The sequence below is a fragment of the Kitasatospora sp. NPDC051702 genome, assembly GCF_040681575.1.
Classification (GTDB): Bacteria; Actinomycetota; Actinomycetes; order Streptomycetales; family Streptomycetaceae; genus Kitasatospora.
The window spans coordinates 1-21091 of record NZ_JBFAZB010000082.1 but is presented as its reverse complement, the minus strand read 5'-3'; the positions used below and the strand labels follow the sequence as shown (position 1 = coordinate 21091).

21 protein-coding genes and 1 pseudogene are annotated in these 21091 nt (G+C 73.8%); 8 read left to right on the top strand and 14 right to left on the bottom strand.

Going from position 1 to position 21091, the window contains the following annotated elements; translation table 11 throughout:
* Nucleotides 1-319: 319 nt before the first annotated feature.
* Complete coding sequence (locus AB0N04_RS37585; protein ID WP_360211358.1) at nt 320-1405, top strand: right-handed parallel beta-helix repeat-containing protein; 1086 nt, start codon at nt 320-322, stop codon at nt 1403-1405.
* Between the two features lie 76 nt (nt 1406-1481).
* Nucleotides 1482-2513, top strand: a complete 1032-nt coding sequence (locus tag AB0N04_RS37580; protein ID WP_360211356.1) for a methyltransferase — start codon at nt 1482-1484, stop codon at nt 2511-2513.
* 75 nt (nt 2514-2588) lie between these two features.
* Here AB0N04_RS37580 and AB0N04_RS37575 read toward each other — a convergent pair whose 3' ends face one another.
* The 9 genes from AB0N04_RS37575 to AB0N04_RS37535 form a co-directional block, all read right to left on the bottom strand.
* A complete protein-coding gene (locus tag AB0N04_RS37575; RefSeq protein ID WP_360211354.1) occupies nt 2589-3296 on the bottom strand; it encodes a class F sortase in 708 nt (235 codons plus the stop codon).
* Nucleotides 3297-3415: 119 nt separating this feature from the next.
* Nucleotides 3416-3892, bottom strand: coding sequence for a hypothetical protein (locus AB0N04_RS37570; RefSeq protein WP_360211352.1), 477 nt, complete (start codon nt 3890-3892; stop codon nt 3416-3418).
* Between the two features lie 338 nt (nt 3893-4230).
* Nucleotides 4231-4560, bottom strand: a complete 330-nt coding sequence (locus tag AB0N04_RS37565) for a TcmI family type II polyketide cyclase (RefSeq protein ID WP_360211350.1) — start codon at nt 4558-4560, stop codon at nt 4231-4233.
* Nucleotides 4557-5012 carry an SRPBCC family protein gene (locus AB0N04_RS37560; protein WP_360211348.1) on the bottom strand — a complete coding sequence of 152 codons (456 nt, stop codon included), beginning with the start codon at nt 5010-5012 and terminating at the stop codon, nt 4557-4559. The genes AB0N04_RS37565 and AB0N04_RS37560 overlap by 4 nt, the downstream gene beginning before the upstream one ends.
* A 1-nt stretch (nt 5013) precedes the next feature.
* On the bottom strand, nt 5014-5274 hold the full coding sequence (locus AB0N04_RS37555; protein ID WP_360211346.1) for an acyl carrier protein: 261 nt from the start codon (nt 5272-5274) through the stop codon (nt 5014-5016).
* A gap of 38 nt (nt 5275-5312) precedes the next feature.
* The gene (locus AB0N04_RS37550; RefSeq protein ID WP_360211344.1) at nt 5313-6554 is read right to left on the bottom strand and encodes a beta-ketoacyl synthase N-terminal-like domain-containing protein; all 1242 of its coding nucleotides are present in this window, start codon (nt 6552-6554) and stop codon (nt 5313-5315) included.
* A 5-nt stretch (nt 6555-6559) separates the two neighbouring features.
* On the bottom strand, nt 6560-7816 hold the full coding sequence (locus tag AB0N04_RS37545; protein WP_360211342.1) for a beta-ketoacyl-[acyl-carrier-protein] synthase family protein: 1257 nt from the start codon (nt 7814-7816) through the stop codon (nt 6560-6562).
* Nucleotides 7813-8238 (bottom strand): cupin domain-containing protein, encoded by a 426-nt coding sequence (locus tag AB0N04_RS37540; protein ID WP_360211340.1) that lies wholly within the window; start codon nt 8236-8238, stop codon nt 7813-7815. Before AB0N04_RS37540 ends, AB0N04_RS37545 begins: the two co-directional genes overlap by 4 nt.
* Nucleotides 8239-8268: 30 nt before the next feature.
* Nucleotides 8269-9435, bottom strand: coding sequence for a SchA/CurD-like domain-containing protein (locus AB0N04_RS37535; protein ID WP_360211338.1), 1167 nt, complete (start codon nt 9433-9435; stop codon nt 8269-8271).
* A 304-nt stretch (nt 9436-9739) separates the two neighbouring features.
* Here AB0N04_RS37535 and AB0N04_RS37530 point away from each other — a divergent pair, with 304 nt between their 5' ends.
* On the top strand, nt 9740-11365 hold the full coding sequence (locus AB0N04_RS37530) for an FAD-dependent monooxygenase (protein WP_360211336.1): 1626 nt from the start codon (nt 9740-9742) through the stop codon (nt 11363-11365).
* Between the two features lie 137 nt (nt 11366-11502).
* Here the strand turns inward: AB0N04_RS37530 and AB0N04_RS37525 are convergent, their stop codons facing one another.
* The 3 genes from AB0N04_RS37525 to AB0N04_RS37515 form a co-directional block, all read right to left on the bottom strand.
* Nucleotides 11503-13164, bottom strand: a complete 1662-nt coding sequence (locus AB0N04_RS37525; protein WP_360211334.1) for an APC family permease — start codon at nt 13162-13164, stop codon at nt 11503-11505.
* 596 nt (nt 13165-13760) lie between these two features.
* The gene (locus tag AB0N04_RS37520; RefSeq protein ID WP_360211332.1) at nt 13761-14081 is read right to left on the bottom strand and encodes a hypothetical protein; all 321 of its coding nucleotides are present in this window, start codon (nt 14079-14081) and stop codon (nt 13761-13763) included.
* On the bottom strand, nt 14078-14383 hold the full coding sequence (locus AB0N04_RS37515) for an SAV_915 family protein (protein WP_360211330.1): 306 nt from the start codon (nt 14381-14383) through the stop codon (nt 14078-14080). Before AB0N04_RS37515 ends, AB0N04_RS37520 begins: the two co-directional genes overlap by 4 nt.
* Before the next feature lie 235 nt (nt 14384-14618).
* Here AB0N04_RS37515 and AB0N04_RS37510 point away from each other — a divergent pair, with 235 nt between their 5' ends.
* The 3 genes from AB0N04_RS37510 (at nt 14619) to AB0N04_RS37500 (ending at nt 17844) form a co-directional block, all read left to right on the top strand.
* Nucleotides 14619-15050 carry a helix-turn-helix domain-containing protein gene (locus tag AB0N04_RS37510; RefSeq protein ID WP_360211328.1) on the top strand — a complete coding sequence of 144 codons (432 nt, stop codon included), beginning with the start codon at nt 14619-14621 and terminating at the stop codon, nt 15048-15050.
* Nucleotides 15043-15459: a DUF4180 domain-containing protein gene (locus tag AB0N04_RS37505; protein WP_360211326.1), complete on the top strand. Its 417-nt coding sequence runs from the start codon at nt 15043-15045 to the stop codon at nt 15457-15459. The genes AB0N04_RS37510 and AB0N04_RS37505 overlap by 8 nt, the downstream gene beginning before the upstream one ends.
* A 165-nt stretch (nt 15460-15624) precedes the next feature.
* Complete coding sequence (locus AB0N04_RS37500) at nt 15625-17844, top strand: NADP-dependent isocitrate dehydrogenase (RefSeq protein WP_360211324.1); 2220 nt, start codon at nt 15625-15627, stop codon at nt 17842-17844.
* Between the two features lie 96 nt (nt 17845-17940).
* Here AB0N04_RS37500 and AB0N04_RS37495 read toward each other — a convergent pair whose 3' ends face one another.
* Nucleotides 17941-18579 carry a YdcF family protein gene (locus AB0N04_RS37495; protein ID WP_360211322.1) on the bottom strand — a complete coding sequence of 213 codons (639 nt, stop codon included), beginning with the start codon at nt 18577-18579 and terminating at the stop codon, nt 17941-17943.
* An 83-nt stretch (nt 18580-18662) separates the two neighbouring features.
* The gene (locus AB0N04_RS37490) at nt 18663-19679 is read right to left on the bottom strand and encodes a cytochrome c oxidase assembly protein (protein ID WP_360211500.1); all 1017 of its coding nucleotides are present in this window, start codon (nt 19677-19679) and stop codon (nt 18663-18665) included.
* A 213-nt stretch (nt 19680-19892) separates the two neighbouring features.
* On the opposite strand from AB0N04_RS37490, the gene AB0N04_RS37485 reads away from it, so the two are divergent.
* Nucleotides 19893-20909: an NAD-dependent epimerase/dehydratase family protein gene (locus AB0N04_RS37485; protein WP_360211320.1), complete on the top strand. Its 1017-nt coding sequence runs from the start codon at nt 19893-19895 to the stop codon at nt 20907-20909.
* An 88-nt stretch (nt 20910-20997) separates the two neighbouring features.
* Nucleotides 20998-21091, top strand: a pseudogene (locus AB0N04_RS37480) (Asp-tRNA(Asn)/Glu-tRNA(Gln) amidotransferase subunit GatC); the annotation flags it as partial.

Sequence of the window (21091 nt, the reverse complement as noted above, 5' to 3'; positions counted from 1 at the left end):
GGGGGGGCGGGCCGGGCCCCCCCCCCGCCCCTGCCGCGCGCCCCGGCCGGCCGTCCGCGCCCCCGCCGCGCGCCCCGGCCACGCGCCCCGGCCACGCGGTCGGCCGACGCCCCGTCAGTCCCGCAGCCCAGCCCTGGTGGCGGGCCCACCCGGCCGCCCTTAGCGTCGACTCGGCCGCACCCACCGGCCGTCACCACCCGCACACGGCGCGTCAACGCGTGCGCCGCGTCGGTCCCAGTCCCGCACACCGCGTACCACAGCGCCGCCCGGCCGGCCCCGGCCGCATCCCCGAGCGCGCCGGAGAGACAGGTCACCACTCATGCCCACGCGACGGGTCCACCACCTCGCCGCGGCCGCCGCGGCCGCCACCACCGCCCTGACCACCGCCCTCGCCACCCTGGCCGCCGTGCCCGCGGCGCACGCCGCCGAGCAGGGCACGCTGCACCTCGTCCCCGCGGGCGCATCGGTGCAGCAGGCCGTCGACGCCGCGAAGTCCGGCGACACGATCCAGCTCCTCCCCGGCACCTTCCGCGGCAGCGTCCGCATCACCATGCCCGGCCTCACCCTGCGGGGCTCCGGCCCGGCCAGCGTGATCACCCCCGGGGACGGCACGGAGAACGCCTGCGCCACCGCCGGGCACGGCATCTGCGTGGTCGGCACCGAGGCGGCCCCGCTGGCGGACGTCACGGTCGAGGCCCTCGCCGTCACCGGCTTCACCAGGAACGGCATCGACGCCAGCGGCACCACCGGCCTGGCCGTGCGCGCCACCTACGTCCACGACAACGCCCAGCAGGGCATCAGCCAGGAGATGTCCACCCGGGCCGCCATCGTCGGCAACCGCTCGGTCGACAACGGCCAGTCCGGCGTGTTCCTGGCCAACTACGCCTACCGCGAGGGCGGCGCGCCCGACACCGGCGGGACGGTCGTGGAGGGCAACGTGCTGACCGGCAACCGGGTCGGCGTCACCGTCCGCCGCCTGCGCGGGCTCGCCGTCCAGGGCAACGAGATCACCGGCAACTGCGGCGGCGTGTTCGTGGTCGGCGACGAGGGCGTCCCGCGGGCCGGGGACCTCGACGTCCGGAAGAACCGGGTCGTCGCCAACAACCGGTTCTGCCCGGCCAACCCGCGCCTGGGCGCCATCCAGGGCGCCGGCATCGTGCTCACCGGCACCGAGGACACCCGGGTCACCGACAACGAGGTGCACGACAACGTCGGTAGCTCGGACTTCTCCGGCGGCATCGTGCTGTTCAAGAGCGTCGTCGGCGTCTCCAACGCCCGGGCGACCGTCTCCGACAACCGCCTGAGCGGCAACAGCCCGGCCGACATCGCCGACCGCGACACCGCCGGCGCCAACACCTTCTCCCGCAACACCTGCGACCGCTCCGAGCCCTCCGGCCGCTGCTGAGCCCGTGCCCCGCCGGCCCCGCACCCGGACCGCGCCCGACCCCGGCCACCCCACCCGTCGACAAGGAAGACCGCCCATGACCACCGCACCCGCCACCAGTCCCCAGGCCGCGATGCGCCTGCGCGAGCTCGTCTTCGGCGCCGCCTGCGCCGCGGCCGTCCGCGCGGCCGCCCGGCTCAGCGTGGCCGACGCCCTCGGGGACACCCCGACCGCCGTCACCGACCTCGCCGCCGCCCTGGACACCGAACCCCGCCAGCTGCGCCGGCTGATGCGCGCGCTCACCTGCTACGGCATCTTCGCCGAGACCGCCGACGACCGCTTCGAGCACACCGAGATGTCCCGGCTGCTGCGCGAGGACGCCCCCAACTCGCTGCGCTACATCTCCCTCTGGTGCACCGAGCCGTGGACCTGGGAGGCCTGGCCCAAGCTGGACGAGGCGGTGCGCTCCGGCCGCAACGTCTTCCCCGAGCTGTTCGGCAAGGAGTTCTTCGACTACCTGCACAGCGACGGGGGCGACTCCGCCAAGGTCTTCGACAAGGCGATGACGACCTCCAGCCGGCAGTCCGCCCAGGACTTCGCCGAGTACCTGGACCTCACCGGCGTGGACTCGGTGGTCGACATCGGCGGCGGCCAGGGCCACGTCCTGGCCAGCCTGCTGGAGAAGCACCCGGCCCTGCACGGCACCCTGCTGGACCTGCCCAAGGTGGTCGCCGGCGCGGACGCCCGGCTGCAGGACGGCGGCGCGTTCTCCGCCCGCGCCCGGCTGGTGCCCGGCGACTGCCGGATCGACATCCCGGTCCGCGCCGACCTCTACATCATCAAGAACATCCTGGAGTGGGACGACGAGAGCACCCGGCGCACCCTCGCCAACGTGGTCGCCGCCGCCCGTCCGGGGGCCCGGGTCGTGGTGGTGGAGAACCTCGTCGACGACAGCCCGTCGATGCGCTTCACCACGGCGATGGACCTGCTGCTGATGCTCAACGTCGGCGGCGCCAAGCACTCCGAGGCGAGCATGGTGCGACTGATGGAGGAGGCCGGACTGGACGTCGCGGTCGTCCGCCCCGTCAACCCCTACCTGCACGCCTTCGAGGCCACCGTGCGCGGCTGAGCGGCACCCGCGCGCGACGGAACGGACGACCGCCGGCCCCCTCGGGGGCCGGCGGTCGTCCGCGTCCGGGGTCCGTCAGGCCTTGCGCGAGGACTCCAGGTGCGCGAAGACCACCACGTTGTCGAGGTAGTCCTTCCGCTTCTTGTCGTAGGTGCCGCCGCAGGTGATCAGCCGCAGCTGGGCGTCGGGCGTCTTCCCGTAGACCTTCTGGTCGGGGAAGGCGTTCTTGGCGTAGGTCTCCACCTCGTCCACCGCGAACACCGCGACCGTGCCGTCCGCGCGGGTCACCTCGACCTTGTTGCCCGGCAGCAGCAGGCTCAGCAGCAGGAACACCGCCGGGCCCTTGGTGGTGTCCACGTGCCCGGCGACCACCGAGCTGCCGCGCTCGCCGGGGGTGACGCCGTCCCGGTACCAGCCGACCAGGTTCTTGTCGTCCGGCGGCGGCGCGTTGAGCTGGCCGGCCGCGTTGAGGGTCAGCTCGGTGAACGGTGCGTCCACCCCGATCTGCGGGATCCGCAGCCGGGTGGGCTTGGCGGGCTTCAGCGCCGGTGCCGCGGGCGCGGCCGCCGGGCTCGGCTTCGCGGCGGCCGGCGACGTCGCGGCGGCGGGCGCCGTCGGCCCGGGGGTGGCCGGTGCGGACGCCGCCGGGGGAGCGGCCGGGGCGGCCGCCGGGTCGTCGGCCGGCTCGGTGTCCACCGAGTTGTAGATCAGCAGCAGACCGACCGCCGCCGCGCCCATCCCCCCGCGCAGCAGTCGGGGCATTCCGGAGACGGGACCGCCCATCGCTCCTTCTCCTCCTCGTCTCTCCTCGTCCGGGGGCGCTCACGGACCCCCGCAACGGCGCGCCGCCCCCGTGCGCCCCACCCGTGAGGGGGAGGCGCCCAGAGGCGGCAGCGTCGGCGTCAGGCGGTGGCGCCGGCGGAGGTGCGGCGGCCGCGGCGCAGCGCGACCGCCCCGGCGCCCAGGCCGCCGAGCAGCAGCACCGCGCCGGAGGCGAGCCCGCCGCCGGACAGGGCCAGCCCGCCGCCGCCGGTGTGCACGCCGCCGTGCGGGGTCTTGGAGTCCTCGCCCTTGCCCTCGTAGCCCTTGCCCTCCGAGCCCTTCCCCTCGGAGCCCTTGCCCTCGTAGCCCTTGCCTTCGGAGCCCTTGCTGTCCATGGGCTTGCCGTCGGAGGCCTTGTGCTCCTCGGTGGGCGCGCTCCCGGCCTTCTTGTCGTCGTAGCTCTTCGAACTGTCGGTCCCGGTGCTCTTGTCCGACTTCTCCTGCCAGGTGAGGTTCTTGCCCTGGTCGGAGGAGCCGTCGGCGAAGGCCATGGGGGCGCCGACGGTGAGGACGGCGGCGACGGCCGCTCCGGTGAGCAGCGTGCGTGCAGAACGCATGAGGATGATCCTTCCGATCCGCGGACCCGTCGCGACCGCCGGCACGTCGCCGGACAAGTGGACTCGCGAGGGGTGCGCCTGAACTACCGTCATCCACCGTGCGGCCGCCTGCCACCGGAGCGTGGCAGTGCCGGTACGCTCCGTGCGCCCTTCGGGTGGAGTCCCGGGTGTGTTCACCCGAGTGCCCCGGCGGTCCGGGTGAATCGGCCCCGCGGCCGGTGCGGACCCGTCGTCCGGCGCCGCCCCGCGGCCGGTGCGGACGTGCCGGACGCGCGCGTGGGCCCGCCCCCGGCGGAGAGCCGGGGGCGGGCCCAGGACGTGCGGAGCGGTGAGCGGGCTCAGCGTTCCCAGCGGTAGAACTCGCGCGCCATCGCGTCCTTCGGCTCGCGCCAGGTGGCGGGGTCGTAGGCCTGGACGAAGGCGGTCAGGCGGTCGCTGACGGACCGGAACTCCGGGTGGCCGACGACCTTGGAGACGGCCGGGCCCGGCGGGCGGTCGGCCTCGATGAGGTGCAGGTAGACGTCACCGAACTGGAAGAGGCTGCGGCCGGTGACCCCGATCAGGTGCGGCAGTTCGCCCTGGTCGGACGCGGCGAACACCTCGGCGATGTCCGGGGCGGCCTCCGGCTTCATCCGGGCGACGATCAGCGCGCGGTGCGTCCCGGTCACTTCTCCTCCGCCCGCTTCTCGACCTTCTCGCGGATCAGCTGCATCTGGATCCGGGAGTTCTTGTTGATGTGGTTGACCATGCCGTCGTCGTCGACCGGGGCGGTGGGCTTCATCGCGAAGTCCTGGATCCAGCGCATCCGGGTCCCGGCCGGGACCTCGGCGTACTCCCAGCGGATGTCCATGAACTCGAACGGGCCGGGCTCGACCCGGCGGGCGCTCACCGCGAGCCCGGCCTTGTCGGTGGTGCGCTCGGAGACCCAGCTCCACACCTGGCCGTTCTCGTCCGGGTGCATGGTGAGCCGGAACCGGACGCTGTCGCCCTCGCGCTGCAGCACCTCGACCGAGGCGTACTCGCTGAAGAGGTCCGGCCAGTTCTCCAGGTCGTTGGTGATCTCCCAGACCAGGTCCAGGGGGGCGGCGATGACGATCTCGTTGTCCGTGTGTCCGGGCATCTCAGGCACCCGCCTTCGCGGCCAGGGAGGTGTTGACCAGCTCCAGGAACTCGGCGGGGCTCTTGGCCGACTCGGCGCCCGAGGTGACCTTGAGGTTGTGCCGGTTCTCCAGCTCGCCGACGACGCCGAGCAGTCCGAGCGAGTCGACGCCGAAGTCGTCGAACTGGGCGCCCGGGCGCTCCAGGTCCAGCGGGTCGACGGAGACGCCGGCCCGGGTCTGGATCAGGGCGGCCAGTTCGGGATAGCTGAGGGTGTTGCTCACGGGGGTGTCCCTTCAGACTGGGGTGGTGCGGTGGGGGTTCAGGCCGCGTCCCCGCGCCGGAGCACCAGCGCGGAGTTGGAGCCCATCAGCCCGCGGCTGAGCACCAGTGCGGTGCGCAGTTCGGCCGGGCGGGCGCGGCCGGTCACCAGGGCGAGCTCGTGGCAGACCTCGGTGACGTTGGGGGTGGGCGGCAGCACGCCGTCCTCCATGGCCAGGACGGCGGCGGCCACGTCGAGCATCGGGGCGCCGCAGTAGGCCCTGCCGATCCCGGACTTGGGCGCGGTGACCGGCACGTTCTCGGCGGACGGGCCGAGCGCGTCGGCCAGGGCGAGCGCCTCGGCCCGGTCGGCGGCCGGGACGCCGAGCGCGTCCGCGAAGACCACGTCGATCTCCTCGGGCGCGATCCTGGCCTCGTCCAGGGCGATCCGGATCGCGACGGCCAGCCCCTCGCGGGAGGCCTCCCAGCGGGAGGCCCCGGAGAAGGTGGCGCCGTGCCCGGCCAGGTGGGCCCGGACGGTGGCGCCGCGCCGCCGGGCGGCCTGCTCGTCCTCCAGCAGCAGCATCGCGCCGCCCTCGGCGGGGGCGAAGCCGCAGGCCTGTGCGGTGAACGGCAGGTAGGCCCGTTCGGGCCGGTCGGCGAGGCTCAGCTCGGGGTAGCCAAGCTGGCAGACCATCGAGTACGGCGCCAGCGGGGCCTCGGCCGCGCCGACCACCACCGCGTCGGTGCCGCGCTCGATCGAGCGGGCGGCGTGCGCGAGCGCGTCCAGGCCGCCGGCCTCGTCGGCGGCGACCACCCCGCAGGGGCCCTTGTAGCCGCCGCGGATCGAGATCTGGCCGGTGCTGGCCGCGTAGAACCACGCGATGGACTGGTACGGGCCGACGAACTGCGGCCCCTGGCCCCAGAGCTGCTGGAGCTCGCGCTGGCCGAACTCGCCGCCGCCGGAGCCGGCCGCGGTGACCACGCCGACCGCGAAGGGCTGTTCGGGGTCGGGCCGGAACCCGGCGTCCGCCACCGCGAGGTCGGCGGCCGCCATCGCGTAGTGCGTGAACCGGTCGGTCTGCACCAGGTAGCGGCTGTCGATCGCGGCCCGCGGTTCGAAGTCCTGCACCTGGCCCGCGATGCGCAGCGGCAGCCCGGTGCAGCCCTCGCGGGATATCCGGTCGAGGACGCTCACGCCCTGCCTGGTGGCCTTCCAGAAGGCGTCGGCCCCCACGCCGTTCGGCGCCACCACGCCGAGGCCGGTGACCACCGCCCGGCGGCCCTGCTGACGTGACGTCATGGAACTCACCCCGTTCTGTTGAGCACGACGGCGGACTGGAATCCGCCGAATCCGCTGCCGACCGAGAGGATGTGGCTCAGCGGCAGCTCACGCGCGGTGCGCGGCACGTAGTCGAGGTCGCACTCCGGGTCCGGCGTCTCGTAGTTGGCCGTCGGCGGGACCACGCCGTGGGCCAGCGCCAGCGTGCAGGCGACCACCTCGATGGCGCCGATCGCGCCGAGCGAGTGCCCGACCATCGACTTGATCGAGCTCATCGGGGTGCCGAAGGCGTGCGCCCCGAGCGAGCGCTTCACGGCGGCGGTCTCGTGCCGGTCGTTCTGCTTGGTGCCCGAGCCGTGCGCGTTGACGTAGTCGACGTCGGTGCGGTCGACCCGGGCGTGGGCGAGCGCGTCGTCGATCGCCCGGGACATCTCCAGCCCCTCCTGGGTGAGGCCGGTCATGTGGTAGGCGTTGCCGAAGGTGGCGAAGCCGCCGACCTCGCCGTAGATCCGGGCGCCGCGGCGGCGGGCGTGCTCCAGCTCCTCCAGCACCAGGACGGCGCCGCCCTCGCCGAGCACGAAGCCGTCCCGGTGGGCGTCGAAGGGGCGGGAGGCGTGCGCCGGGTCGTCGTTGCGCTCGCTGGTGGCCTTGATGGCGTCGAAGCAGGCGACGGTGATCGGTGAGATCGGGGAGTCGGAGGCGCCGGCGATGCAGATGTCGGCGCGCCCCTCCTCGACGGCCTGGAAGCCGTAGCCGATCGCGTCGAGGCCGGAGGTGCAGCCGGTCGAGACGGTCTGCACCGGCCCGTGCGCGCCGGTCCGTTCGGCGACCGCGGAGGCCAGCGTGCTGGGCGCGAAGGCCCGGTGCAGCTGCGGTTCGGCCCGGCGGTGGTCGACGTCCCAGCGGGCGCCGCCGGCGCTGACCAGGGCGTAGTCGTGCTCCAGCCGGGTGGTGCCGCCGACGGCGGTGCCGAGCGAGACGGCGATCCGCCACGGGTCCTCGGCGGCCAGGTCCAGGCCCGCGTCGGCGATCGCCTCGTCCGCCGCGACCATCGCGAACTGCACGTAGCGGTCGGCCCGTTGGACCTCGTCGGGGCCCAGCCCGTGCGCCGCCGGGTCGAAGTCGCACTCGGCGGCGATCCGGGAGCGGAACCCGGTGGGGTCGAAGAGGGTGATGCCCCGGGTGGCGGTGCGTCCGGCGGTGAGGAGGTCCCAGAAGGCCGGGACCCCGACACCGCCGGGTGCGACCACACCGATCCCGGTGACGGCGACGCGCCGCGTCACGAGGCCACCTTGGCGTGTTCCGGCGGGCCGGAGGCGGCGGTCTCCTCGGTGTCGACGTGGCCGAGTTCGGGGCGCGGGGCGAGCGGGCCGAGGTGGAAGACCATCCTGGCCTCGGTGTCGCCGACGTTGCGGAACCGGTGGCGCATGTTGATCGGGATCATCAGGCCCTGGTTGGGCTTGATGACGCGGGTCTCGCCGTCCAGGTCCACCTCCAGGTCGCCGCAGACCACGAACACGAACTCCTCGGAGTACGGGTGGTAGTGCTCGCCGATCCGCTCGCCGGGCTGGACGATCGCCAGGCCCATGAACCCGCTGGTCGCCCCGCAGGTGGTCGGGGTGAGCATGGCGCGCAGGTCGCCGCCGCGTCGACGGTTCTCCGGCGCCTCGTCGACGTTGACGATCCGTGGGTACTGCGTGGTCATGGTGTTTCCTCCGAAGTGAATGACGGAACGTCAGCTGTCCTGGGAGCTCCGGTCGGTGACCGGGTTCATGGCGCGGGCGGCGAGCACCGCGGAGAGTCCGGCGACGGTGCGCAGGTCACCCTGCGGGCCGAGGTCGAGCAGGCGGGAGAGCTCTGCGGCCTCCTGGTCGCCGGCCACGCCCAGGGCCGCCGCCGGGTCGGCCTCGGCGGGGACCCGCAGGTCGACCAGGCGCACCACGACGTCCTCCCGCTGGAAGACGGTGCCCGCGGCGACCGGGCCGGTGGGGTCGGCGGTGGCCAGGTTGTCGTGCTCGGCGAGCAGTTCGGCGACGGCCCGCCCCTGGCCGGGCCGGACGGGGTACAGCACCGCGTGCCGGTGCAGCCGGGCGGCGGCGGGGGAGCTGGCGATGGCCTGGTGCTTGGCGGGCAGTGCGGCCCGGGCGAAGAAGGCGCGCGCGGCCTGCGGGTCGCCCAGCTGGCGGTGCTCCTCCAGGTACGGGTTGATCGCCTCCTCGACGGCCCGCACCTCGGGCTGCATCGCCACGTGGCGCAGCGCGTCGCCGAGGCTGCCGATCACCTCGACGGCCCGGACCACGCGGTTGCCGTGCATGAACAGCGAGGTGCGGCGCAGCCGGGTGTGCTCGTCCACCTCGGCCCGCGGGGAGGCGTAGCCGGACAGGATCCGGGCGACCTCGGGCTCGCTGCCGGGCTTCACGGTGAACGTGAGCGCGTGCCGGACGACGCCGTCGGGGCCGGGCTCGGCCTTCGGCGGGCCGACGTGCGCGGCGGGCTCGCTGCGCGGCAGGCCGGGCGGGACCTCCATCGGGGCCCGGGTGCCGGTGGAGGTCCCGCCCGAGGTCTCGCGCAGGATGGCGTAGCGCAGCGAACGGAAGTTGTCGCTGACGCAGCCGTGCATCGGCTTGACCATCTCGCGGTGGGCCGGGCTGTCCACCCACTGCAGGAAGGTCTCCTGGTCCTCCCACTCGCTGGTGATCAGCCACTGGCGGGGGTCGTTGATCGACTGGCACAGCTGGTCGCTGACATGGCCGGGCACCGAGGCCACCTGGTGGCGCAGCTGCTCGTAGACGTCGAGGAAGCGCTGCTGGGCGCCGTCCTGGATCTCCAGCATCAGCACCACCCGGAGCCGGGTGTCGGACTCGGAGTGCTGCTCGCTCTGAGGTTCGGACAGAGTTGTCATGATCCACTTTCTGCTCTGGGCCGCACGCTGCGGGCCGTGGCGGGCCGCGTCCGGCGGGTGCTCCCGGCCTGGGGAGGGCGGTGTGTGGGCGATCGGCCCGCGCGGTCGGCGCCAGGCCTGAGCTCGATCGTGAGCGGCGTACCCGGGGGGCGCGAGATTTGCGGGCCATCCGAGCGAAGGGGCGGCACAAGGGCCCCGTGACGGGGGATGGAAGAGCGGGGCCCCCGGCCGTGCGGGCCCCGTCGACGGCGGCGCCGAGCCCATTCGCCGGTCCGCGGAATCCCCGTACAGGGCGGAGCAATTGATGAATCCGAAGGTTGACGACCGGGTGCCGGTCCTGATCGTGGGCGGGTCGCTGGTCGGCCTGTCGGCCTCGCTCTTCCTCGGCCGACTGGGTGTCAGACACCTGCTGGTCGAGAAGCACGCCGACACCTCGCATCACCCGCGTGGCCGAGGCAACAACGTCCGGACGATGGAGCTCTACCGGGTGGCCGGGATCGAGCCGGCGATCCGGGAGGCGGCCTCGGTGCTCGCGCCGAACCACGGCATCCTGCAGGCGCCCTCGCTGACCGGCGACGAGCAGGAGTGGCTGTTCCGGGAGATCGACCCGGGCGGGCGGCTCGCCCGGTTCAGCCCCAGCTCGTGGTGCCTGTGCAGCCAGAACGACCTGGAGCCGGTGCTGCTGCGGGCCGCCCGCGGCCTCGGCGGGGACGTCCGCTTCAGCACCGAGCTGCTCTCCTTCGAGCAGGACGCCGAGGGCGTCACCTCGGTGCTGCGCAGCCGGGAGACCGGCGAGGAGCGCGTGGTCCGCTCGGAGTACCTGGTCGCGGCGGACGGCCCGCGCAGCCCGGCCCGCGAGCGGCTGGGCATCGGGCAGAGCGGCAAGGGCGAGCTGTTCCACAACGTCAGCATCACCTTCCGCGCCAAGCGGCTGGCCGACGTGGTCGGCGACCGGCACTTCATCGCCTGCTACCTGACCAACCCGGAGGCGGACGGCGCGCTGCTGCCGGTGGACAACCAGGAGGAGTGGGTCTTCCACGCGCCCTGGCACCCCGAGCACGGCGAGCCGCTGGAGGCCTTCACCGACGAGCGCTGCGAGCGGCACATCCGCACCGCCGTCGGCCTGCCCGACCTCGACGTCGAGGTGACCGGCCGGGCGCCCTGGCACGCCGCCGAGCGGGTTGCCGACCGCTACGGCGACGGGCGGGTCTTCCTCGCCGGGGACTCCGCGCACGAGATGTCGCCGACCGGCGCGTTCGGCTCCAACACCGGCATCCAGGACGCGCACAACCTGGCCTGGAAGCTCGCCGCGGTGTTGTCCGGCTGGGCGGGCCCGGGCCTGCTGGAGACGTACGGGCAGGAGCGCCGGCCGGTCGCGCAGGTGACCGGCGAGCGGGCCTCGGCCCGTTCGGCCGAGCACAGCCACCCCGGGTACGCGGTCGTCCCGGGCGTCGGGCGCCAGGCCGGGGTGCTGGCGGTGGCGCTCGGCTACCGCTACCCGGCGGGCGCGGTGACCGGCACGGACCAGGCGGGCCCGGTCGTCCCCGAGCAGTTCGAGGTGGCCGGGGAGCCCGGCAGCCGGGCCCCGCACCAGTGGCTGCTGCGGGCGGGCGTGCGGCTGTCGACGCTGGACCTCTACGAGCAGACGATGGTCCTGCTGACCGGCCCGGACGGCGGGGCCTGGCGCTCCGGTGCGCGGCGGGCGGCGGACCGGCTGGTCGTGCCGCTGGAGGCCTACCGGATCGGCGACGGACCGGAGGACGACCTCGCGCCGGAGCCGGGCGGGGACTTCGCCGGGCTGCACGGCATCGGCTCGGACGGCGCGCTGCTGGTCCGCCCGGACGGCTTCGTGGCCTGGCGCTCGACGGGCCCGGCCGAGGACCCGGAGGCCGAGGTCGCGGCGGCCCTGCGCGCGGTGCTCGACCTGTAGCGGGCCGGCCGGCCGGTCCCGGGCTCGAACCGCCGGGACCGGCCGCGCGGGGCCGGACCCTGCGGACGACGCGGGACGGGCCCGCCGGTCGTGTGACCGGCGGGCCCGTCCTGGGGTTTCGGGGTGTGTCAGAGGGGTCAGTGACCGCCCGCGTCGACCACCTCGACGTCGGCGACCTCGCGCTGGATGTCCTCGGCCGGCAGGGCGACGCGGATCGCCCAGAAGTAGATGCCGAGGGCGAACACCGCGACCAGGCCCATGTCCCACCACATCGGGATCCGGCCGGTGCCGTCACCGAAGCCGCCCTGCCAGGAGATCAGGCCCAGGCCCAGCAGGTAGACGGGCAGCCACTGGGCGGACTTCCAGCTGAGCCGCGGCGCGTTCGGCAGGCCCCTGCGGATCGCGTAGGCCGCGTAGCCGCCGAGCAGGAGGTAGCCGAGGACGATCGCCATGCCCAGACGGGACAGGGTGTGCCAGCCGGACCAGTAGATGATGAGGCTGGAGACCACGAAGGCGGCCGGGGAGATGATCCCGCCGAGCGGCAGCCGGTACGAGCGCTCGTGGTCGGGCAGCCGGCGGCGCAGGGCGCCGAAGGCGAGCGGGGCACCGGCGTACATCAGCACGCTGGCGGAGGTGATGAAGCCGACCAGCTCCTGCCAGCTCGGGAAGGGCAGGAAGCAGATCACGCCGGTGATGAAGGACATGATCAGGCCGAACCACGGCACGCCGTTCTTGTCCAGCTGCTCGAACTTCTGCGGCGCGTAGCCGTTCTTGCTCAGGCCGTAGGAGATGCGCGAGGTGGAGGTGGTGTAGATCAGGCCGGTGCCGCCGGGGGAGACGATGGCGTCGAAGTACAGCACCCAGGAGAGCCAGCCGAGGCCGACCAGGGTGGCGAGACCGGCGAACGGGCCCTCGATGCCGGGGAAGTCGAGCTTGTCCCAGCCGTTGGCGAAGGAGCTGAGCGGCAGCGAGCCGATGAAGGCGACCTGCAGCAGGACGTAGATCAGGGTGCCGATGGCGACGGAGCCGAGCACGGCGCGGGGGATGTCGCGCTTGGGGTTGCGGCTCTCACCGGAGATCTGGATGGCCTGCTCGAAGCCGAGCAGCGCGAAGATGATGCCGCTGGAGCTGATCGCGGCGAGCACGCCCTTGGCACCGAACGGCGCGAAGCCGTGCGAGGTGAAGTTGGACGAGTGGAAGTTGGTGATCGACAGCGCCAGGATCGTGAGCAGCGGGACGCCGATCTTGAGCCAGGTCGCGATCGAGTTGGTGGCCGCGAGGACCCGCACACCGAGGAAGTTGACGGCGACGAACACGCCCATCAGGAGCACCGCGACGATGAACCCGCTGGTGGTGAGGGTGCCGTTCTCGTTGAGGAAGCTCTTGGCGAACTCCCAGTGGCCCGCGTAGCCGATCATCGCCTCGACCTCGATCGGGGCGACGGTGGCGGCCTGGAGCCAGGAGAACCAGCCGAAGGACATGCCGGCGAGGCCGCCGAACGCGTAGTGCGGGTACCGCGCGGTGCCACCGGCGACCGGGAACATCCCGCCGAGCTCGGCGTGCACGAAGGCCAGCAGCACGATCGCGACTGCGCCGATGCCCCAGGAGAGGAGGGCCGCAGGCCCGGCGGCGACGACGGCGTTCTTCGCGCCGAACAGCCAGCCGGAGCCGATGATCGAGCCGACCGAGGCCCACATGAGGCCGATGAGCCCGACGTGGCGCTTGAGCGACCGGTTGGAGGTGCCGGACTCGGTGCCGGTGCTCTGTCCGGGCGGCGAGATCTGGTTGAGGGAAGCCATGGGCGATCTCTCTGTGTGTGGGGGCTCCGGCAGACGACGGAGCGCGGAGAGTTGCCACACAGTAGGGCTATTCATAGACCTCTGCACAGATTTCATTACTGAATGTTTACTTACTTTGCCGGATATCCCTGCAGGTAGGGGGCTATCTGTTCATGTGTGTGTTACGTGACCGGTGAGTAGGTTCAGTATTTGAGCGTGAATTGAGCATCGGCCCCCGAGGCGGCAATATGGACGCCCCGGGTGATACATGGAAATGGTGATCGCCGCATAGCGATGCGCCGCCGTCCGTCGGGGCGCTCGCCCGGGCGGCCGGCGGCGGTTCGCCGCGATTGCGCCAATTGCCCCTCGCTGCTTGCTTCTTGGCGAGATGTACGGGCTCCTCGCAGGGCCGCCGGCCCCTCGCCGGGGCGGTGTGGAACGGGCCGCGCTCGTACCGCCCCGGGGCGCGCCCGGGCCGCCTTCCGGAGGGTCGCCGGCCGCTCGGCGGCCCCGGAGCCGCGACTCGGGCGCGTGTCGTGCGTCACGTGGCCCCGGCGGGCCGCCGGTGCTACGGGGTGTCTGGATCACCGCCGGGGCCCTGATCCACGAGACACCTCTTACGGGACCGGCCGCAGGACCACCGGGGCCGGGGCGAGGGTGCGCAGCACCAGGTCGATCCGGACCTTCGCGGCGCCGGCGCGCTGCAGCGCGGCGGCCACCTCCCGTAACTCCTCCGGCCCGGTGCAGGCCAGCCGGAGCTCCAGGTCGGCGTCGCCGGCGAGGGCGAGGCCGCCCCGGACGGCCGGGTGCTCCGCCGCCAGGGCGTCGAAGTCGAGCGGGACGGGCCCGTGGCTGACCCGGGCGAGCGCGTGCAGCGTCCGGGCCGGCTCCGGCCGCTCCTGCTCCGGGCCCCCGGTGACCAGGTGGAGGGCGGTCACCGGTGCTGGAGCTGTGCGGCCGGGGCGGTGGCCGGCGGTCCGGCCGGCGCGGCGACGGGCGGGGCGACCAGGCGCGGGTCGAGGACGAGGGTGTCCACGCCGAGCGGGGCGACGAGGTCGCGCAGCGCGGGCTCGGCGACCTCGGTGTACGGCTGGGCCGGTCCGAGGAGGGCGGCGAGGGCCTCGGGGGAGGAGAAGCCGACGGCGCAGCGGCGGCCGTCGCGCAGGCGGAAGAGGCGGAGGGCGGTGGTGCCGCCGGTGCCGGAGACGGTGACCGGTACGTGCCAGACGACGCGGGCCATGCGGGTGCTCCCGGGTGGAGTGGTGGGCCTGCCGGAACTGCTGCTTCGACGCTAGGCCGGGTTTCGCCGGGCGTCGCCGGTCCTGACGCGGCGTTGACCGAATGGGGTGGTGCCTTGACGCAGTCCTGACGGTCGGCTCACCCGAGTGGACTACACCACTCCACATACTTCCGTAAACATCCCCATCGGATGGTAGTTTGCATGATGATAGGGAAGTTCGAGAGGATGGCCGCAGGTGGCGCAGTACTACTCCGTGGAACAGGTGGCCGAACTGCTCGGCCTGCACGTCCGGACCGTCCGCGGCTACATCCGCGACGGCCGGCTCGCCGCGACCAGGATCGGCAAGCAGTACCGGATCGCCCGCGCCGACCTGGAGGCCCTCACCGGCGCCCCCAACGCGCGGACCGACACCGCCGCCGCGCCGCGGGTTGAGGTGTCCGCCGTCGTCCGGATCGAGGGCGTCGGGCGGCTCGCCGTGGACCGGCTGACCACCACCGTGCTCGCCGCGATCGCCGGACCGCGCGACGGCGGCCGCCCGCTGCACGTCGAGACCGTCCACGACGCCGAGCGCGAGACCCTGCGGGTGGTCGTGCTCGGGGACCCGGCCGACACCGCCGCGCTGCTCGCCATCATCGACTCGTTGACCAGGGAGAACAGCCATGTCTGAGCAGTCCGTGCAGCAGCCCGTACAGCCGGGGCGGGGGGACCGCCCGGCGGCGGCGTCCCCGCTCACCGACGGGACGGTCCTGCGTCTGCCCGCCGAGGGTGCGCCGATCCGCGGGGAGCAGGACGCCCTGGACGTGATCGGCGACGCCTTCGGCCGCGGCGCCACCTGGGTGGTCGTCCCCGCGGCCCGCCTGCACCCCGACTTCTTCGCGCTGCGCACCCGGGTCGCCGGCGGCATCGTGCAGAAGTTCGTCAACTACCGGGTCGGCCTGGTCGTGCTCGGCGATGTCGCCGCCCACGTCGCCGCGAGCGATGCGCTGCGCGACTTCGTCCGGGAGAGCAACCGCGGCGACCAGCTCTGGTTCCTGGCCGACGAGGCCGCGCTCGAGGCCAGGTTCGCCGAGGTCTGACGGTCCTCCGCTTGCCCCGGGCCCGCTCGGGGACCACGGTGGGACTGACCGTCGCCGCGCCCCCGGGGCGCCCGGCGCGCGCTCCGGGGCGGGGGGAGGTGGAGCGAGGGGCCCGTGACGAGATATCTTGACGTCAAGACGTTGGAGACGTGAAGCGGAGTACCGATGACTGACTCGACCATCATCTATACGCACACCGACGAGGCTCCGGCCCTGGCGACCTACTCGTTCCTGCCGGTGGTCCAGGCGTACGCCTCGACCGCGGGTGTGCGCGTGGAGACCCGCGACATCTCCCTGGCCGGGCGGATCATCGCGAGCTTCCCGGAGCGTCTGGCCGAGGGCCAGCAGATCGGGGACGCCCTCGCCGAGCTGGGCGAGCTGGCCAAGACCCCGGCCGCCAACATCATCAAGCTGCCGAACATCTCGGCCTCCGTGCCGCAGCTGAAGGCCGCCATCGCCGAGCTGCAGGCCCAGGGCTACGCCCTGCCGGACTACCCGGACGACCCGCGGACCGACGAGGACAAGGACGTCCGCGCCCGCTACGACAAGGTCAAGGGCAGCGCCGTCAACCCCGTCCTGCGCGAGGGCAACTCGGACCGCCGCGCCCCGGGCTCGGTGAAGAACTACGCCAAGACCCACCCGCACCGCATGGGCGCCTGGACCTCCGAGTCCAAGACCAACGTCGCCACCATGGGCGAGAACGACTTCCGCTCCACCGAGAAGTCCACCGTGATCGCCGCCGACGGTGCGCTGCGCATCGAGCTGGTCGGCGAGGACGGCACCACCACCGTGCTGCGCGAGAAGGTCCCGGTGCTCGCCGGCGAGGTCGTCGACGCCTCGGTGATGCGCGCCGCCGCCCTGAACGAGTTCCTGGCCGCCCAGGTCGCCCGGGCCAAGGCCGAGGGCGTGCTGTTCTCGGTGCACCTCAAGGCGACCATGATGAAGGTCTCCGACCCGATCGTCTTCGGCCACGTCGTGCGCGCCTTCTTCCCGAAGACCTTCGCCCAGTACGGCGAGGCGCTGACGGCCGCCGGCCTGAACCCGAACAACGGTCTCGGCGGCATCCTCGCCGGCCTCGACGCGCTGGCTGACGGCGCCGCGATCAAGGCCTCCTTCGAGGCCGAGCTCGCCGAGGGCCCGGCCCTCGCGATGGTCGACTCGGACAAGGGCATCACCAACCTGCACGTCCCGAGCGACGTCATCGTCGACGCCTCGATGCCGGCCATGATCCGCACCTCCGGCCACATGTGGGGCCCGGACGGCCAGGAGGCCGACACCCTCGCCGTGCTGCCCGACAGCAGCTACGCCGGCGTGTACCAGGCCGTCATCGACGACTGCCGCGCCCACGGCGCCCTGGACCCGGCGACCATCGGCTCGGTGCCGAACGTCGGTCTGATGGCCCAGAAGGCCGAGGAGTACGGCAGCCACGACAAGACCTTCGAGATCGCCACGGCGGGCACCGTCCGCCTGGTCGACGCCGCGGGCGACGTGGTGCTGGAGCAGGCCGTCCAGCCGGGCGACATCTTCCGCGCCTGCCAGACCAAGGACCTGCCGATCCAGGACTGGGTCAAGCTGGCCGTCACCCGCGCCCGCGCCACCGGCGACCCGGCGGTGTTCTGGCTGGACGGGACCCGCGCCCACGACGCCGTCCTGATCGAGAAGGTCAAGACCTACCTGGCGGAGCACGACACCACCGGCCTGCAGATCGAGATCAAGTCCCCGGTCGAGGCCACCACGTTCTCGCTGGAGCGCATCCGCCGCGGCGAGAACACCATCTCGGTGACCGGCAACGTGCTGCGCGACTACCTGACCGACCTGTTCCCGATCCTGGAGCTGGGCACCAGCGCCAAGATGCTGTCGGTCGTCCCGCTGATGGCGGGCGGCGGCCTGTTCGAGACCGGCGCCGGCGGCTCCGCCCCGAAGCACGTCCAGCAGCTGGTCAAGGAGAACTACCTGCGCTGGGACAGCCTCGGCGAGTTCTTCGCGCTGGCCGCCAGCTTCGAGCACCTGGCCACCACCACGGACAACGCCCGCGCCCAGGTGCTGGCCGACACCCTGGACCGCGCCACCGGCACCTTCCTCAACGAGGACAAGTCGCCGAGCCGCCGCCTCGGTGGCATCGACAACCGCGGCAGCCACTTCTACCTGGCGCTGTTCTGGGCCCAGGAGCTGGCGAAGCAGACCGCCGACGCCGAGCTGGCCCAGGCGTTCGAGGGCCTGGCCAAGGCGCTGACCGAGCAGGAGCAGGTCATCGTCGACGAGCTGATCGCCGTCCAGGGCTCGCCGGTCGACCTCGGCGGCTACTACCAGCCGGACCCGGCCAAGGCCGCGGCCGTGATGCGCCCGTCGAAGACCTTCAACGAGGCGCTCGGCAACCTCGGCTGAGACCGCTCGGGCTGAACCGCGGGCAGGCCCCCGGATCCCTCGTGGATCCGGGGGCCTGCCCGTGTCGTGCGTCCGGGGCCGCCGGCCTGTGCCGCCCTAGGCGAGGCCCAGGGCCGCCCCGGTGCCGGTCAGCAGCAGGACGGCCGCGCCGTTGGCCCGGGGGTGGGCCAGCGCGGTGCCGACCGCCTCCCGCAGCAGCGCGTACGGGCCGTGCGCGAGCAGGCCGTCCGCGGCGAGCATCCGGGCGGGGGCGCCGGCCCGGCGGGCGGCGAGCGCGGCGCGGACGGTGTGGAAGCCGTTGGTGACGACGGTGCACCGGTAGCCGGGCCGCTCGGCGGCCATCAGGGCGGCGCTGAAGCGGAGGTTCTCGGTGGTGTTGACGGCCCGTTCCTCGCGGCGGATCCGTCCGGCCGGGACGCCCCGGGCGATCAGGTGGCGGGCCATCGCCGCGGCCTCGGTGCAGTTCTCGTGCCGGCCCTTCCCGCCGGTGACCAGCAACACGGGGGCGTGGCCGGCGGCCTCCTCGGCGGCGAAACGTTTCAGCGCGGTGTCCAGCCGGGCCGCGAGCGGCGGCGCGGGCTCGCAGCCGTCCAGCGCGGCGCCGAGCACGACCACGAAGTCGGCGCCGAGCGGCGCGGGGCGGCGTCGCTGCCAGAGCGCCCGGCCGACGAAGCCGAGCACCCAGACCAGGGCGTACCCGCCGAGCAGGGCGGCGGTGAGCAGCAGGACGTGCATACCCCGGTGAACGCGTACGGCGGAACCCCCGTTCCGCGCGGGAGACGGGGGTTCCGCCGAGCAGGGGGCAGGAGGGGGCGTGCTCAGCCCGCCTCGGCCGCCGGGGTGGACGGCGTGACCGGCGAGGACGGCGCGGCCGGGGCGTCGGCCGGGCGTCGGTCGCGCTTGTGCAGCGAGGCCAGGTAGGCGTTGTACGCCTCCAGCTCGGCGTCGCCGCTGCGGTCCTCGGCGCGGTCCCGGCGGCGGGCCTGCCGCTGCTCCGACCCCATCCACTGGTACACCAGCGCGATCAGCACGATCGCGGTCGGGATCTCGCCGAAGGCCCAGGTGATCCCGCCGGCCAGCTTCTGGTCCTCCAGCAGGTCCGTCCCGGGCGGCGCGCCCTCCGTGGTGAAGGTGGTGACCAGCGGATGGGCGGCCATCATCACCGCCACGCCGAAGAAGGCGTGGAACGGCATGCCCATGAACAGCTCGATGATCCGCATCACGTGGCCCGGGCGGTGCGGGCCCGGGTCCACGCCCATGATCGGCCAGAAGAAGGCCAGACCGGTGAGCAGGAAGTGCACCATCATGAAGATGTGCCCGGCGCGGTACTGCATCAGGAAGTCGAACAGCGGGGTGAAGTAGACCCCGTACAGGCTGGCGATGAACAGCGGGATGGTGAACGCCGGGTGCGAGACCACCCGGACGTAACGGCTGTGCAGCAGGGCCACCAGCAGCTCGCGCGGGCCGCGCGGGCGGCCCTTGCCGGCCGGCCGCAGCGCACGGAGGGCCAGCGTGATCGGGGCGCCCAGCAGCAGCAGGATCGGCGTCAGCATGGACAGCACCATGTGCTGGATCATGTGCGCGCTGAACAGCACCATGCCGTAGTCGTTCAACCCGGTGCAGGTGACCAGGAGCAGGGTCCCGACGCCGGCCACCCAGCCGACCGTCCGGCCGACCGGCCAGCGGTCGCCGCGCCGGTGCAGGCGGACCACGGCCACCGCGTACAGGGCCAGGGCGACCAGGCCGGCCAGCAGGAACACCCAGTCGGGGGACCAGGTCCAGACGTTGGAGAGGCTGAAGGGGCCTAGTCGGGTCATCCCGCCGTGGTGGTGCATTCCTGACATTCCGTCGCCCATCGGCGGGTCCTGCTTTCCGTCCGCGCGGCCCCTGGAATGGGTCCGGTTCGCCCGTTTTGCTTGGCATACAGCTTAGGTGGGCCTTACCCCGGGCCGTGCCCCGCCCCCCTCCGTCCGGGTCGGCGCAGGCCGCGGGGAGGCCGCCCGGCGGCTGGCTAGACTGGCCGGACGGTCGACGGGGAGGACGGACGCATGGCGGCTGGACGGGAACGGGCGGGGTCCGGGCGGTCCGTACCGGAACCGCCGGCGGGGGAGCGGCCGGGGCGGGCCGGGGCGGCCCGGCCCACGGTCGCGCTGACCGGGGCGACGGGCTTCATCGGCTCCGCCGTGCGCGCCGCCCTCGACGCCCGGGGCGTCCGGGTGCGCGCGCTGGCCCGCACGGTGCCGGACGAGCGGGGCGCCACCGACTGGGTGCCGGGCGACCTCGCGGACGGCGCGGCCCTGACCGCGCTCTGCGAGGGCGCCGACGTGCTGCTCCACCTGGCCTCCCGGGTCTCCGGCGGCACCGAGGAGTGCGAGGCGGTGAACGTGCGCGGCACCGCGGCGGTGACCGCCGCGGCCGGCCGGGCCGGGGTGCACCGGATCGTCCACCTCTCCACGGCCGCCGTCTACGGCGTGGGGCCGCACGACGGCGTCGAGGTCGACGGGGTGGTGCCCGCCCCGCACTCCGAGGCCAGCCGGACCAGGCTGCTCGCCGAGCGGCACGCGCTCGCGGCCGGCGCCGTCGTGCTGCGGCCCGGCCTGGTGACCGGCACGGGAGACCGCTGGGTGGTGCCCGCACTGGCCGAGCTGGTCCGTCGGGTGCCGGGGCGCTGGGAGGGCGGGCGCGCCCGGCTCTCGCTGGTGGACCGCGAGGACCTGGCCCGGCTGATCACCGTCCTCGCCCTCGACGACCACGCCGTCCCGTCCGGTGTGCACCACGCGAGCCACCCCGAGCCGGTCCGGGCCGGCGACCTGCTCGACGCCCTGGCCGGCCTCGGCCTGCTGCCCGCGGCGGACGGCCCGGACACCTCCTGGGAGGAGTGCCGCCGCCTGCTCGCCGCCGCCCCCGGCCGGGTCTCCGAGCGCCAGTTCGCGCTGATCGCCCGGGACCACTGGTACCGGAGCGAGGACGTCTGGCGCCTCGCAGCCTGCCCGCCCGGCCCGGGCCCGCTGGCGGGCCTCGCCGCGGCGGTGCCCTGGTACCGCCGGGCCCTGGCGCGTGTCTGACGACTCCCGCCGGGCGCGCGGGTCCTCGGTCACGACCTCGCCCCCGGCCGGTCCTGAGGTGCCGCCGCCCGACCCCCGTGCGGGCGGCGCCGGACAGGACGTCCCGCCGACCTCCCACCCGCTCCCGCTGACCAACGTCATGCGCGCGGACGAGGTGCGCCCGTCGCTCACCCCGGACGAGG

Bases quoted from the DNA above. Each gene is read 5' to 3' on its own strand.
- AB0N04_RS37585 (WP_360211358.1), top strand. From the start codon at position 320: ATGCCCACGCGACGGGTCCACCACCTCGCCGCGGCCGCCGCGGCCGCC.
- AB0N04_RS37580 (WP_360211356.1), top strand. From the start codon at position 1,482: ATGACCACCGCACCCGCCACCAGTCCCCAGGCCGCGATGCGCCTGCGC.
- AB0N04_RS37575 (WP_360211354.1), bottom strand. From the start codon at position 3,296: ATGGGCGGTCCCGTCTCCGGAATGCCCCGACTGCTGCGCGGGGGGATG.
- AB0N04_RS37570 (WP_360211352.1), bottom strand. From the start codon at position 3,892: ATGCGTTCTGCACGCACGCTGCTCACCGGAGCGGCCGTCGCCGCCGTC.
- AB0N04_RS37560 (WP_360211348.1), bottom strand. From the start codon at position 5,012: ATGCCCGGACACACGGACAACGAGATCGTCATCGCCGCCCCCCTGGAC.
- AB0N04_RS37550 (WP_360211344.1), bottom strand. From the start codon at position 6,554: ATGACGTCACGTCAGCAGGGCCGCCGGGCGGTGGTCACCGGCCTCGGC.
- AB0N04_RS37540 (WP_360211340.1), bottom strand. From the start codon at position 8,238: ATGACCACGCAGTACCCACGGATCGTCAACGTCGACGAGGCGCCGGAG.
- AB0N04_RS37535 (WP_360211338.1), bottom strand. From the start codon at position 9,435: ATGACAACTCTGTCCGAACCTCAGAGCGAGCAGCACTCCGAGTCCGAC.
- AB0N04_RS37530 (WP_360211336.1), top strand. From the start codon at position 9,740: ATGAATCCGAAGGTTGACGACCGGGTGCCGGTCCTGATCGTGGGCGGG.
- AB0N04_RS37525 (WP_360211334.1), bottom strand. From the start codon at position 13,164: ATGGCTTCCCTCAACCAGATCTCGCCGCCCGGACAGAGCACCGGCACC.
- AB0N04_RS37515 (WP_360211330.1), bottom strand. From the start codon at position 14,383: ATGGCCCGCGTCGTCTGGCACGTACCGGTCACCGTCTCCGGCACCGGC.
- AB0N04_RS37505 (WP_360211326.1), top strand. From the start codon at position 15,043: ATGTCTGAGCAGTCCGTGCAGCAGCCCGTACAGCCGGGGCGGGGGGAC.
- AB0N04_RS37500 (WP_360211324.1), top strand. From the start codon at position 15,625: ATGACTGACTCGACCATCATCTATACGCACACCGACGAGGCTCCGGCC.
- AB0N04_RS37495 (WP_360211322.1), bottom strand. From the start codon at position 18,579: ATGCACGTCCTGCTGCTCACCGCCGCCCTGCTCGGCGGGTACGCCCTG.
- AB0N04_RS37490 (WP_360211500.1), bottom strand. From the start codon at position 19,679: ATGCACCACCACGGCGGGATGACCCGACTAGGCCCCTTCAGCCTCTCC.
- AB0N04_RS37485 (WP_360211320.1), top strand. From the start codon at position 19,893: ATGGCGGCTGGACGGGAACGGGCGGGGTCCGGGCGGTCCGTACCGGAA.